Origin of the sequence: Streptomyces scabiei 87.22 (assembly GCF_000091305.1) — a bacterium.
Classification (GTDB): domain Bacteria; phylum Actinomycetota; class Actinomycetes; order Streptomycetales; family Streptomycetaceae; genus Streptomyces; species Streptomyces scabiei.
In genome coordinates this window covers 4,762,444-4,774,649 of the sequence record NC_013929.1, presented here as the reverse complement: position 1 = coordinate 4,774,649, position 12,206 = coordinate 4,762,444, and the positions used below count along the sequence as shown (strand labels likewise).

At 71.3% G+C, this 12,206-nt stretch carries 11 protein-coding genes; 5 read left to right on the top strand and 6 right to left on the bottom strand.

Annotation, left to right across the window (positions count from 1 at the left end):
• Positions 1 to 6: 6 nt before the first annotated feature.
• From SCAB_RS20170 to SCAB_RS20160, 3 genes are read right to left on the bottom strand one after another with little or no spacing between them, the layout of a single operon-like run.
• The gene (locus tag SCAB_RS20170; RefSeq protein WP_013001923.1) at positions 7 to 921 is read right to left on the bottom strand and encodes a transglutaminase family protein; all 915 of its coding nucleotides are present in this window, start codon (positions 919 to 921) and stop codon (positions 7 to 9) included.
• Positions 918 to 1,853 carry an alpha-E domain-containing protein gene (locus tag SCAB_RS20165; RefSeq protein WP_013001922.1) on the bottom strand — a complete coding sequence of 312 codons (936 nt, stop codon included), beginning with the start codon at positions 1,851 to 1,853 and terminating at the stop codon, positions 918 to 920. The genes SCAB_RS20170 and SCAB_RS20165 overlap by 4 nt, the downstream gene beginning before the upstream one ends.
• The gene (locus SCAB_RS20160) at positions 1,850 to 3,400 is read right to left on the bottom strand and encodes a circularly permuted type 2 ATP-grasp protein (RefSeq protein WP_037727382.1); all 1,551 of its coding nucleotides are present in this window, start codon (positions 3,398 to 3,400) and stop codon (positions 1,850 to 1,852) included. The genes SCAB_RS20165 and SCAB_RS20160 overlap by 4 nt, the downstream gene beginning before the upstream one ends.
• A gap of 327 nt (positions 3,401 to 3,727) precedes the next feature.
• Between SCAB_RS20160 and SCAB_RS20155 the strand changes: the two genes are divergently transcribed.
• Positions 3,728 to 4,762: a helix-turn-helix transcriptional regulator gene (locus tag SCAB_RS20155; RefSeq protein ID WP_046773865.1), complete on the top strand. Its 1,035-nt coding sequence runs from the start codon at positions 3,728 to 3,730 to the stop codon at positions 4,760 to 4,762.
• A gap of 9 nt (positions 4,763 to 4,771) precedes the next feature.
• On the opposite strand, the gene SCAB_RS20150 is transcribed toward SCAB_RS20155, so the two are convergent.
• The gene (locus SCAB_RS20150; protein ID WP_086022876.1) at positions 4,772 to 5,764 is read right to left on the bottom strand and encodes a helix-turn-helix domain-containing protein; all 993 of its coding nucleotides are present in this window, start codon (positions 5,762 to 5,764) and stop codon (positions 4,772 to 4,774) included.
• 113 nt (positions 5,765 to 5,877) lie between these two features.
• Between SCAB_RS20150 and SCAB_RS20145 the strand changes: the two genes are divergently transcribed.
• Together SCAB_RS20145 and SCAB_RS20140 are read left to right on the top strand one after the other, a co-directional pair.
• Positions 5,878 to 6,105 (top strand): hypothetical protein, encoded by a 228-nt coding sequence (locus tag SCAB_RS20145; RefSeq protein ID WP_374194905.1) that lies wholly within the window; start codon positions 5,878 to 5,880, stop codon positions 6,103 to 6,105.
• 3 nt (positions 6,106 to 6,108) lie between these two features.
• Complete coding sequence (locus SCAB_RS20140; protein ID WP_013001918.1) at positions 6,109 to 6,444, top strand: Rieske (2Fe-2S) protein; 336 nt, start codon at positions 6,109 to 6,111, stop codon at positions 6,442 to 6,444.
• Positions 6,445 to 6,630: 186 nt separating this feature from the next.
• Here the strand turns inward: SCAB_RS20140 and SCAB_RS20135 are convergent, their stop codons facing one another.
• A complete protein-coding gene (locus SCAB_RS20135) occupies positions 6,631 to 7,044 on the bottom strand; it encodes a pyridoxamine 5'-phosphate oxidase family protein (protein WP_013001917.1) in 414 nt (137 codons plus the stop codon).
• Between the two features lie 197 nt (positions 7,045 to 7,241).
• Between SCAB_RS20135 and clpB the strand changes: the two genes are divergently transcribed.
• Both clpB and SCAB_RS20125 read left to right on the top strand, forming a co-directional pair.
• Positions 7,242 to 9,857 (top strand): ATP-dependent chaperone ClpB, encoded by a 2,616-nt coding sequence (clpB, locus tag SCAB_RS20130; RefSeq protein ID WP_013001916.1) that lies wholly within the window; start codon positions 7,242 to 7,244, stop codon positions 9,855 to 9,857.
• A gap of 159 nt (positions 9,858 to 10,016) precedes the next feature.
• Complete coding sequence (locus SCAB_RS20125) at positions 10,017 to 10,562, top strand: YbjN domain-containing protein (protein ID WP_013001915.1); 546 nt, start codon at positions 10,017 to 10,019, stop codon at positions 10,560 to 10,562.
• A gap of 133 nt (positions 10,563 to 10,695) precedes the next feature.
• Here SCAB_RS20125 and SCAB_RS20120 read toward each other — a convergent pair whose 3' ends face one another.
• On the bottom strand, positions 10,696 to 11,943 hold the full coding sequence (locus SCAB_RS20120; protein ID WP_013001914.1) for a pyridoxal phosphate-dependent aminotransferase: 1,248 nt from the start codon (positions 11,941 to 11,943) through the stop codon (positions 10,696 to 10,698).
• Between the last annotated feature and the right edge of the window lie 263 nt (positions 11,944 to 12,206).

Below are 12,206 nucleotides of genomic sequence, written 5' to 3'. Positions count from 1 at the left end.
GCCCTCTCAGGCCACCCGCGTGAACTCGATCGTCACCTCCGGCGGCCCCCCGGCCACCCCCCGGTAGACGCCCTTGTGCGGGGTCACGTCGTCGTAGTCGCGGCCCCGGCCGACGACCACGTGGGACTCGTCGGCGGGGACGCGGTTGGTGGGGTCGTAGCCGGTCCAGTCGCCCGCCCAGTACTCGATCCAGGCGTGGCTCTGCCCCGCGACGGGCCGGTGCAGCTCGGCCTCGCGTTCGGGGTGGAGGTAGCCGGAGACATAGCGGGCGGGCAGGCCGAGGGCGCGGAGCATGCCGAGGGTGAGGTGGGCGATGTCCTGGCAGACTCCGGCCCCCTGCTCCCACGCCTGGGCCGCGCTGGTGTGCACCCCGGTCGCGCCCGGCACGTACGCCACGTGGTCGGCGACCATCGCCGAGACCGCCGTCGCCGTCCCGTGCACGTCGAGGCCGGCGGACACCTCCCGGGCCCGGTCCAGCAGCGCGGCCGGCAGGGTCGTACGGCCGGTCGCGGCCAGGTACTCCAGCAGTCGGGAGCCCGCGCTCGCCCGGTGGACCTCCGCCCACCCGGGCGCGTCCGGCAGCGGCTCCGGCGGGGCCGTCTCCACCAGGCTGGTCGCGGTGATCGTCAGGTCGGAGTGGGGCTCGATGAGGTCGAAGCCGGTGACCTGGGTGCCCCAGTAGTCCCAGTACGACCAGGTCGGCGTCGAGGGGTTCACCAGCACCCGGGCGTCCAGGGTGGTCTGGCCCGGCAGGGTCAGCGGGGTCATGCGGACCTCGTTGTGGGAGGAGGCCGCGGGCTGCGCGTACGCGACGCGGGTGATGTGCCGGATGCGCAGGCGCCGGGTCGCCCGCCCACCCGCCCCGGCTGCTCCGGCCGCCTCAGCCGCTCCGGCCGCTCCAGGCAGGTTCATCGTGCTCACGCGCCTTCCTGGGCCCACTCGACGGGCCCCTGGTACGGGAAGAACTTCTCGGCCACCGCCTCCGCCGAGGCCATGCACGCGTGCTGCAGATCCCGCAGCAGCGTCGGCAGGCCCGCCTCCAGGGACTCGGAGTCGAGGTATTCGAGGTGGGTGCGCAGGGCGCCGATCGGACGGCGGGCCGGGTCCTGGCGGGGGCGGCCGAGCGCGGCCAGGCACTCCTCCGCCGTGGTCAGCGCGTGCAGCGCCGAGCGCGGGAAGTCCCGGTCGAGCAGCAGGAACTCGGCGACCTTGGGGCTGTCGCCGAAACCGCCGTGCACCCGCGCGTACGCCTCGTCGGCGCCGCTCGCGCTCAGCAGGGTCGGCCAGTCGGGCGCGTGCGCCGCGTCCAGCACCCGTACCGACAGCAGCCGCACGGTCATGTCCACCCGCTCCAGGCTGCGGCCCAGCACCACGAACCGCCAGCTGTCGTCGCGGCTCATCGTGGAGTCCGCAAGCCCGAAGAAGAGGGCCGCGCGACGCCGTACCAGCTCCAGATACGCGTACGGGCCGCCCGTGCGGCGCGCGGCCGTGCGCTGGTCGGCGAGCGCGTGCCAGGTGGAGTTCAGGCACTCCCACATCTCCGACGACACCGCCTCGCGGGCGCTGCGGGCGTTGAGCCGCGCGGCCCCGAGCGCGCCCTCGATGGAGCCCGTCGAGCGGGCGTCGAAGGCCAGCCGGTCCAGGACCTGCTGCATGTCGCAGTGCACCTCGGGCGCGTCGACGCCGAGGATCGCGTACAGCGAGCGGCAGGCCGCGTCCTCGTCGCGCCAGGGGTCCTCGAGGAGGCGGTGGAGGTAGGCGTCGAGGATGCGGCCCGTCGCGTCGGCCCGTTCCACGTACCGTCCCGTCCAGGTCAGGGCCTCGGCTATCCGGGAGAGGATCACGTCGTTCACTGCTGCTGCGCCCCTTCCTGTACGACCGTACGGGTGCCGTCGGGGTCGAGCTGGCGCGGCGCCTTCTCCGGCAGCGGACCCGGCCCGCCGGTCTCCTCGAAGCGCTGCTCGGCGGTCCCCTCGGCGAGCACCCAGGTGTCCTTGGAGCCGCCGCCCTGGCTGGAGTTGACGATGAGGTTGCCCTCCTGGAGGGCGACCCGGGTCAGCCCGCCGGGCAGCACCCACACGTCGCTGCCGTCGTTCACGGCGAAGGGCCGCAGGTCGATGTGGCGGGGGGCCATGCGTTCGCCGGCGAGGGTGGGGGAGGTGGACAGCGCCACCGGCCGTTGCGCGATCCAGCCGCGCGGATCGGCCCGTACGGCCTCCCGGGTGCGCTCCAGGGTCTCCCGGTCCGCCTTCGGCCCGATGACGATGCCCTGCCCGCCCGCGCCGTCGACCGGCTTGATCACCAGCTGGTCGATCTGGTCCAGGACGGCCTCCAGCTGCCCGGGTTCGTCCGGCCGGAAGGACTCCACGTTCGGGAGGACGGGCTCCTCCCGGAGGTAGTAGCGGATGAGGTCGGGGACGTAGGTGTAGAGGAGCTTGTCGTCCGCGATGCCGTTGCCCACCGCGTTCGCGAGCGTGACGTTCCCCGCCATCGCCGCGCCCATGATCCCCGGGCAGCCGATCACCGAGTCCGGCCGGAAGTGGAGGGGATCGAGGAAGTCGTCGTCGAGCCGCCGGTATACGACATGGACGGGCATCTCCCCGCGGGTCGTCCGCATCCACACGCGGTTGCCCCGGCAGACGAGATCGTGCCCCTCCACCAGCTGCACGCCCATCAGCCGTGCCAGCAGGGCGTGCTCGAAGTAGGCGGCGTTGTTGGGGCCGGGGGTGAGGACGACCACGCGCGGGTCTCCGATGCCGCCGGGCGCGGCGGCCCGCAGCGCGGCGAGCAGCCGTTGCGCGTAGCCGTCGACGGGCACCACGTGCTGCTCGGCGAAGAGGGAGGGGAACACGCGGGTCATCGCGCGCCGGTTCTCGATGACGTACGACACCCCGGACGGCACCCGGACGTTGTCCTCCAGCACGCGGAAGTCGCCCGCCTCGTCGCGTACGAGGTCGATGCCGGCGACATGGATACGGACCCCGCCCGGCGGTTCCACCCCGTGCGCGGCCCGGTGGAAGTGCGGGGAGTTGAGGAGCAGCCGCCAGGGCACGACCCCGTCCTCGAAGGCCCGGCACGGCCCGTAGGCGTCCGCGAGGTACGCCTCCAACGCCCGTACGCGCTGCGCCACCCCGCGCTGGACGAGGTCCCATTCCAGGGCGTCCAGGATCCTCGGCACCAGGTCCAGCGGCCAGGGCCGCTCCTCGCCCGCGAAGGCGTACGTCACGCCCCGGTCGGTGAACGCGCGGGCCATCTGGTCGGCCCTGAACCGCAGTTCGCCCGGCTCGATGGGCCGGAGCGCCGCCAGCACCGGCTCATAGGCGGTCCTGACCTCACCCGGCCGCTCAAACATCTCGTCCCACGCGTCGGCCAACGCGTAGGCGTCAAATATGTCCGCCATGGCCCGACGGTAAGCGCGCTCCGTAACACCCCGGTCACCGACACGTTTCCGCCGTCTTGCGACGGCGATCGCGACCTGCGGAAACGGAGGGTTTGACGTACGGCCGGACGGGGGAGTCGCCGGTTCCGTGATCCGGTGCCCACGAGGAGCGCCCGCCCGCCCCGCGCGAACTTCAGCTTATTGCAGAGCGCACTACCTGAGGGGTGCAGAGAGCAGGACGTACCTTCCGTTATCCGGACGTAAACAGGGCAGGGCTGTGTTGCGGTGTCGGTGCGGGCCGCGCATAGTTGCGCTGCGAACAGGTCGGAACCGGGGGTGACGTGGGTGATGGCCGGGCACGCGACCGAGGAGCATCCGCACGGGGCCGACCGGCTCTGCGCGGCCGGGGACCGCGTGTACTCCCGAGCCGTACGCCGGGGCCGCGTCCCGCGCGAGGACGCCGACGCCGTGCCCTGTCTCCTCGAACTCGCCCTGCTGCACCCCGACCCCGACGACATGGGCTGGCTGGTGCCCACCTCCCCGCAGGAGGTGATGACGCGGCTGCTGCGCGGCGTCCACGCCGAGGTCAGCGCCAGCCAGGCGCGGATGGGCGCGGCGGTCGACGCCGTCGAGTGGTACGCGGGACTGGGCAGTTCGCGGATGCGGACGCCGGCGGAGAGTTCGGCGATCCGGGTGCTCGACGGGCTGGCCCGGATCCGGGCGGCGATCGACGAGGCCACCGACCGCTGCACCGCCGAGGTGCTGACCGTGCAGCCGGGCGGCATCCGCCGCGAGGACGAGCTGCGCGAGGGGCTGCACCGGGCGCTGGCGATGTGCCGCCGCGGGGTGCGGATGCGGGACCTGTACACGCATGTGGCCCGGCACGGGCAGGGCCTGCACAACTACATGGAGATGATGGGGGAGTCGGCGGAGGCCCGCACCCTGGACGAGGTCGTGGAACGCCTCATCGTCTTCGACCGGACGGTGGCCTTCATCCCCGCCAACACCGACCGCACCATGGCCCTGGAGATCCGCCACCCGGCGCTGGTGGAGTACCTGGTCACCGTCTTCGAACGGCTGTGGCGCCTCGGAGTCCCGCTCGCCGCGTCCCTGCCGTCGGCCGGCGTCGCGGGCATCACGCACCGGGAGCGGTCCATCGCGGCGCTGCTGGCGGAGGGCCACCAGGACGCGGTGGTCGCCGAGCGGCTGGGCATCAGCGTCCGCACCTGCCGGGCCCACATCGCCCGCCTCTCCGAACGCCTGGGCGCGGCCAGCCGCACCCAACTGGGCGTCCGTATCGCCGCGGCCGGCCTGGACGGCCCGCCCCGCACTCCGCCACCGGACGCCCTGGCCGCGCCCACGGAGTCCTCCACCGCCCGGTGAGCCGGCCGCCTAGTGTTCCGTGCCGTCCTGCTTGAGGATCCCGGACTCCGCGATGCGATAGCCGAGCTGCGCCCGGCTGCCGCTGCCGAGTGCCGTCGCCAGCTTGGCTATGTGGGCGCGGCAGGTGCGGACGTTCATGCCGAGGCGCCGGGCGATGGCCTCGTCGACGTGACCCTCGACGAGGAGTTTGGCGATGGAGTGCTGGATGTCGGTGATGCCGTCGGGGGCGGTCTCGTAGGGGGCGCCGGCGTTCAGGGGGACCGAGCGGCCCCACATGAACTCGAAGACCTTGATCAGGTAGCGGACGAGGCCGGGATGACGCAGTTCCAGGGCCACCTGTCGATCGTCGCGCGTCGGGATGAACGCCACGGTCTCGTCGCAGATGATGAGCCGCTCGACGAGTTCGTCGATGGTCCGGTACTCCACCTTGTCGTTGGAGAACTGATCGACGTAGGCCTGCGTCTCGGGGCTGTACCGGGCCGTGTGCTGGTAGAGCGTCCGGATCCGCACGCCTCGGTCGGTCAGGGCCCTGTCGCGCTCCAGTCCCTGCTGAAGGATGCGTTCGAGGCGGCGCCCGCTCGGCTGGACCGTGAGCATCTCCGCCTGGCACTGGACCGTGGCCAGGTCGAGCGCCGCGTTGATGCGGTCGAGGCCCTCCAGCACGGTGATCGCGTGCGTGGCGGCGGCCCCCTGGGCACTCATCGCCATGAACGGCTCGAATGCGTCGGCCAGCTGTATGGAGAAACGCCTGCGTTCGGTGATCTCCTGCTCTATGGGGTTGAGGCGCTGGGCCAGGGCGACCGAGGGGGGAACGGGACGCAGCCAGTTCGCGTCATCCAGGTCGGGGTGCAGGAGGCCGAACTCCATCAGGCAGGGGGCGGACTTCACATCCGCGCGAGCAATGCGTCCGGTGCGCAGAGCGGTCGCGTAGACGCGGCTTCCTTCCTCGCACAATTCGGTCACCGCATGGGGATGTGTCGCGTTAGTCCTATTTATCACCAAATCTCTACCCCCCAGGGTCCTGAACGTGCAGGAACATGATGCATCGATTGTGTGGCCATGACGTGCCCGAATGAGTCATCGTCGTACTCGACGGGGGAAGAGGGGACCTTCAAGTGAGGACGAAGCCGATTATGCGTAACAAAATGCTTCGCTCGGTGCTTGTCGCCGCCTTCTCCGCCGTTGTGGCCTTCGGGACTCTGAGTGGCCTTGCTGGTGCGAAGGGTGATGACCGGACCGACGGCAGCCGGGGTTCGGTGCACATCTCCGCCGCCGCCAGCGACGAGCACGACAGCAGCTGGGGTGTCACGCCCGCGCTGCCGGCCGACAGTAGCTGGGGCTGACCGATGACCACTCCTCCCGACGACCGTTCCTTCCGCCGCGAGATGGCCACCGCCTATCGCTCCGGTTGGCACTTCATCGACCTGGCCACCGCCATCCCCCACAGCGGTGACTCGTTGATGGTGACCGTGTTCGGCGAACCGGTGGTGGTGACCCGGGACGAGGACGAGGACATCCGGGCGTACCGGTGTCTGCGGCGACCGCGCGGCGCGCCGCAGCCAGTGCGGTGTGCCGTTCGGTACGGGATGGTCTTCGTCAATCTCGACCAGCGCGACCACCGGCTCGCCGAGCCGGAGACACCGGCCTCCACGGCCGTTACAGCCACCCCCCGCAGTGCCTGAAGCGATTCCCCCGTCGTTTCAAATCGCTCAGGCGCTTCCCCCCAGCAGCGGCGTCACCGTGACCTGAACACGGTGACGCCGCTGCAGGCTTACGGGGACATTTCTGGATGTCGGCCGGTATCGGTACGGGCCCGCCCGCTCGTCCATCTGTCCGAAAAAAGGTCAACCGGCAGCGGACGGTGACCGTCAGCCGCGCCCCAGCGCTCCGGTCAGTTCGATCTCGATGACGACCCGGAGCGGGTTCGGCCGAGGCTGCCTGCCGTAGCGCTCCGCGTACCGCCGTTCCGCCTCCGCGACCCGTTCCCGGTCCTCGTACACCCGGCCGAGCCCCTCCAGCGTGGCCCAGCGCGCCCCCTCCAGCTGGCACACCGCCACCCGCGCGCCCACGTCGCCCGCCGCGCGCACGTGCCGTGCCTTCGCGCTCCCCGAACGGGTGATCACCCGAGCGATCCGGGCCTCCGGGTCGTATGTGACCCCGACGGGCACCACATGAGGGCTGCCGTCGGCGCGGAGGGTGGTCAGGGTGCACAGATGACGCTCCCGCCAGAAGGCGAGGTAGGCGGCATCGGGGTCGCCGGGGTCCACTCGATAAGTACTCACGGCCTGGAATCTAGCGGGAAAGCGGGATACCCGGCCCTCGGGGGGTTTCGGCGGGGCCGTCGGTGCCCCGGTGCCGTCCGGAACACTCCCCGCTCCACACTTGAGTGGAATAGACTCAACTTTATGCACGTTGCCCAAGTCACCGTGACCGACGCAACGGCTGACGCAACGGCCGACGCCAGGAGGGAAACGCGAACGTGGACGCCGAGCTGACCAACAGGAGCCGGGACGCGATCAACGCGGCCAGCAACCGGGCCGTGTCCGAGGGACACGCCGACTTCACCCCCGCCCACCTGCTGCTGGCTCTGCTCCAGGGCCAGGAGAACGAGAACATCACCGACCTGCTCGCCGCCGTCGACGCCGACCAGGCGGCCGTGCGCGCGGGCGCGGAGAAGATCCTGGCCGGTCTGCCCAGCGTGACCGGCGCCACCGTGTCGCCGCCCCAGCCCAACCGCGAGCTGCTCAGCGTGGTCGCCGAGGCCCAGGCCAAGGCGAAGGAGCTGGGCGACGAGTACGTCTCCACCGAGCACCTCCTGATCGGGATCGCGGAGAAGGGCGGCCAGGCCGGGGACGTACTCTCCCGGCAGGGGGCGAACGCCGGGAAGCTGCAGGAGGCGTTCCAGAAGGCAAGGGGAGGACGCAGGGTGACCACCGCCGATCCGGAGGGCCAGTACAAGGCCCTGGAGAAGTTCGGGACCGATTTCACCGCCGCCGCGCGGGACGGGAAGCTCGACCCCGTCATCGGCCGGGACCAGGAGATCCGGCGTGTCGTGCAGGTGCTCTCCCGCCGGACCAAGAACAACCCCGTCCTCATCGGTGAGCCCGGCGTCGGCAAGACCGCCGTCGTCGAGGGGCTCGCCCAGCGGATCGTCAAGGGGGACGTGCCCGAGTCGCTGAAGAACAAGCGGCTGGTCTCGCTCGACCTCGGCGCCATGGTCGCCGGGGCCAAGTACCGGGGCGAGTTCGAGGAGCGGCTGAAGACGGTCCTCGCCGAGATCAAGGACTCCGACGGCCAGATCATCACCTTCATCGACGAGCTGCACACCGTCGTCGGCGCGGGCGCCGGCGGCGACTCCGCCATGGACGCCGGCAACATGCTGAAGCCGATGCTGGCCCGCGGCGAGCTGCGCATGGTCGGCGCGACGACCCTCGACGAGTACCGCGAGCGCATCGAGAAGGACCCGGCGCTGGAGCGCCGCTTCCAGCAGGTGCTGGTCGCCGAGCCGACCGTCGAGGACACCATCGCGATCCTGCGCGGTCTCAAGGGCCGCTACGAGGCCCACCACAAGGTCGTGATCGCGGACGCGGCCCTGGTCGCCGCCGCCACCCTCTCCGACCGGTACATCACCTCCCGCTTCCTGCCCGACAAGGCCATCGACCTCGTCGACGAGTCCGCCTCCCGGCTCCGGATGGAGATCGACTCCTCGCCCGTCGAGATCGACGAGCTGCAGCGGTCCGTGGACCGGCTCCGCATGGAGGAGATGGCCCTCGACAAGGAGACCGACGCCGCCTCCCGCGAGCGCCTGGAGCGGCTGCGCCGCGACCTAGCCAACAAGGAGGAGGACCTGCGGGGCCTCACCGCCCGCTGGGAGAAGGAGAAGCAGTCCCTCAACGCGGTCGGTGAACTCAAGGAGAAGCTCGACGAGTTGCGCGGGCAGGCCGAACGCGCCCAGCGCGACGGCGACTTCGACACCGCCTCCAAGCTGCTCTACGGCGAGATCCCCACCCTGGAGCGGGCGTTGGAAGAGGCGTCCGAGGCCGAGGAGGAGGCCGCCGCGTCCAAGAACACCATGGTCAAGGACGAGGTCGGCGCCGACGACATCGCCGACGTCGTCGCCTCCTGGACCGGCATCCCGGCCGGCCGCCTGCTGGAGGGCGAGACGCAGAAGCTGCTGCGCATGGAGGAGGAGCTGGGCCGCCGCCTGATCGGCCAGACCGAGGCCGTACGGGCCGTCTCCGACGCCGTACGCCGCTCCCGCGCGGGCATCGCCGACCCGGACCGCCCCACCGGCTCCTTCCTCTTCCTCGGCCCGACGGGCGTCGGCAAGACGGAGCTGGCGAAGGCGCTGGCCGACTTCCTCTTCGACGACGAGCGGGCCATGATCCGCATCGACATGTCGGAGTACAGCGAGAAGCACAGCGTCGCCCGGCTCGTCGGCGCGCCCCCCGGGTACATCGGCTACGAGGAGGGCGGCCAGCTCACCGAGGCCGTCCGCCGCCGCCCGTACTCCGTCGTGCTGCTGGACGAGGTGGAGAAGGCGCACCCCGAGGTCTTCGACATCCTCCTCCAGGTGCTGGACGACGGCCGGCTCACCGACGGACAGGGCCGTACGGTCGATTTCCGCAACACGATCCTGATCCTCACCTCGAACCTGGGCAGCCAGTACCTGGTCGACCCGGTCACCACCGAGGCGGAGAAGAAACAGCAGGTCATGGACGTGGTGCGGGCCTCCTTCAAGCCGGAGTTCCTCAACCGCCTCGACGACCTCGTAGTCTTCTCCGCCCTGGACAAGGCGGAGCTGGAGCGCATCGCCAAGCTGCAGATCGAGCGCCTGTCCAAGCGTCTCGCCGAACGCCGTCTCACCCTGGAGATCACCCCCGAGGCCCTGGCCTGGCTCGCGGACGAGGGCAACGATCCGGCCTACGGCGCCCGCCCCCTGCGCCGCCTCGTCCAGACCGCCATCGGCGACCGCCTGGCCAAGGAGATCCTGTCCGGCGAGGTCAAGGACGGCGACACGGTCCGGGTGGACGCGTTCGGCGAGGGTGAGGGGCTGATCGTGGGCCCGGTCCCGTCGCTGGAGAAGAAGCCGTGACAGGGGCCGATCGGGGGTACCCGAAAGGTTCCCCGCCACGCTCGTAGCTGAATCCCCCGGCGGATCCGGCCAAGGGCGACGAACCGCGCGGGGCGGGGGTTGCCACCCCCCGCCCCGCATGGGAGAGGATGGCGGAATCCGTACGAAGGGAAAATCACGGTGAGCATCGACCCGTCCTCGATTCCGAACTTCGGGGGCCAGCCCGAGCCGCAGCCCCAAGGGCCGGCGGGCCCCGTCGTCCCGGATCAGGACCTCGTGAAGCAGCTCCTGGACCAGATGGAGCTGAAGTACGTCGTCGACGACGAGGGTGACCTCGCGGCGCCGTGGGAGGAATTCCGTACGTACTTCATGTTCCGTGGCGAGGGTGACCAGCAGGTCTTCTCGGTGCGCACGTTCTACGACCGCCCGCACCAGATCGACGAGAAGCCGTCTCTGCTGGAGACCATCGACGACTGGAACCGCCGCACCCTGTGGCCGAAGGTCTACAGCCACACGCACGACGACGGCACGGTCCGCCTCATCGGCGAGGCCCAGCTGCTCATCGGCACCGGCGTCAGCCTGGAGCACTTCGTCTCGTCGACGGTCAGCTGGGTGCGGGCCGCCATCGAGTTCGACAAGTGGCTCGTCGAGCAGCTCGGCCTGGCCGAGGACGTCGACGAGGCCGACAAGCCCAAGGACGGCGAGGGCGACGACGACGGCGAGTAGTCGCCGTCGAACGCCCCGCAGGTCCAGCACCTCCACGAGCGCCCGGCCGGGGCGCCCGTCGGCCACACCGATGCCGACGCGCCCCGGCCGGGCGCTCGCCGTCGGCCTCGGTGCCTCGTGGAGGAGCCGGCGGTCAGCCCGCGAACGCCTTGCGGAGCCGTTCCGCCGCGTCCGTCAGCACCTCCGTGCGCTTGCAGAACGCGAACCGCACGAACGGCGCGCCGGCCTCGCGGTGGTCGTAGAAGACCGCGTTGGGGATGGCGACCACGCCCGCGCGCTCGGGCAGGGAGCGGCAGAAGGCGAACCCGTCGCTCTCGCCCAGGGGGCGGATGTCGGTGGTGACGAAGTACGTGCCCGCCGTGCGGAACACCCCGAACCCGGCGTCCGCGAGCCCCGCCGACAGCAGGTCGCGTTTGGCCAGCATGTCCGCCCGGAACGCCTCGAAATAGCTGTCCGGCAGCGCGAGGGCCTCGGCGACCGCGTACTGGAACGGCCCGGACGCCACATAGGTGAGGTACTGCTTCGCCGAGCGCACCGCCGTCACCAGCCCGGGCGCGGCCGTCACCCAGCCCACCTTCCACCCGGTGAACGAGAACGTCTTGCCCGCCGAGCCGATGGTGACCGTCCGCTCCCGCATCCCCGGGAACGTGGCCAGCGGCAGGTGCTCGGCGTCGTCGAAGACCAGGTGCTCGTAGACCTCGTCGGTCACCACCAGCAGATCCCGCTCCACCGCCAGCTCGGCGATCGCGGTCAGCTCCGTACGGGTGAGGACCGTCCCGGTCGGGTTGTGCGGCGTGTTGATCAGCAGCAGCCGGGTCCGGTCGGTGACGGCGGCCCGCAGCTCGTCGAGATCCAGCCGGAAGCGCCGCTCCTCGCCCGGGTCACCGGATCCCCCGGCGGTTGCCCCGGACGGCCGGAGCGTTACCGGTACGCGCGTCCCGCCCGCCATCGCGATGCAGGCCGCGTACGAGTCGTAGTACGGCTCCAGGGCGACCACCTCGTCGCCCGGCTCCAGCAGCCCCAGCAGGGCGGCCGCGATGGCCTCCGTGGCGCCCGCCGTGACCAGGACCTCCGTGTCCGGGTCGAACTCCAGCCCGTACCGTCGCCGCTGGTGGTCGACGATCGCGGTCCGCAGCTCGGGGACGCCCGGCCCCGGCGGGTACTGGTTGCCCCGGCCGTCGCGCAGCGCCCGTACGGCGGCCTCGCGGATCTCCTCGGGGCCGTCGGTGTCCGGGAAACCCTGGCCCAGGTTGATGGACCCGGTCCGCAGGGCGAGCGCCGACATCTCGGCGAAGATCGTCGTTCCGAACTCGGCGAGCCGCCGGTTCTGCGCCGGACGAGGGGTGCGGGCGGAGCTTGCGCTGGAGGTCATGGCCGTCATCCTGCGCCCAACCTCTGGAGTTCCTCAACTTCGCTTTGACCGGTGGGACGGGCGGGCATCCCCCCGTCACGCAGGACTCATGGGGGGCCTGCAGGGGGAGTGAAAGGCAGGTCCGGAGATGGACATCGTCTTCTTCGTCATCGTGGGCGCGGTGGTTCTGGTCGGCGTCGTTTCGAGCGTAGGCCGCGGTTCGCGGCCCGGCCGCCGGCGCTCGCACAGCTGGTGGGCGGACGGCCGGTCGTCCCACCGCAGCGGGGGATCGT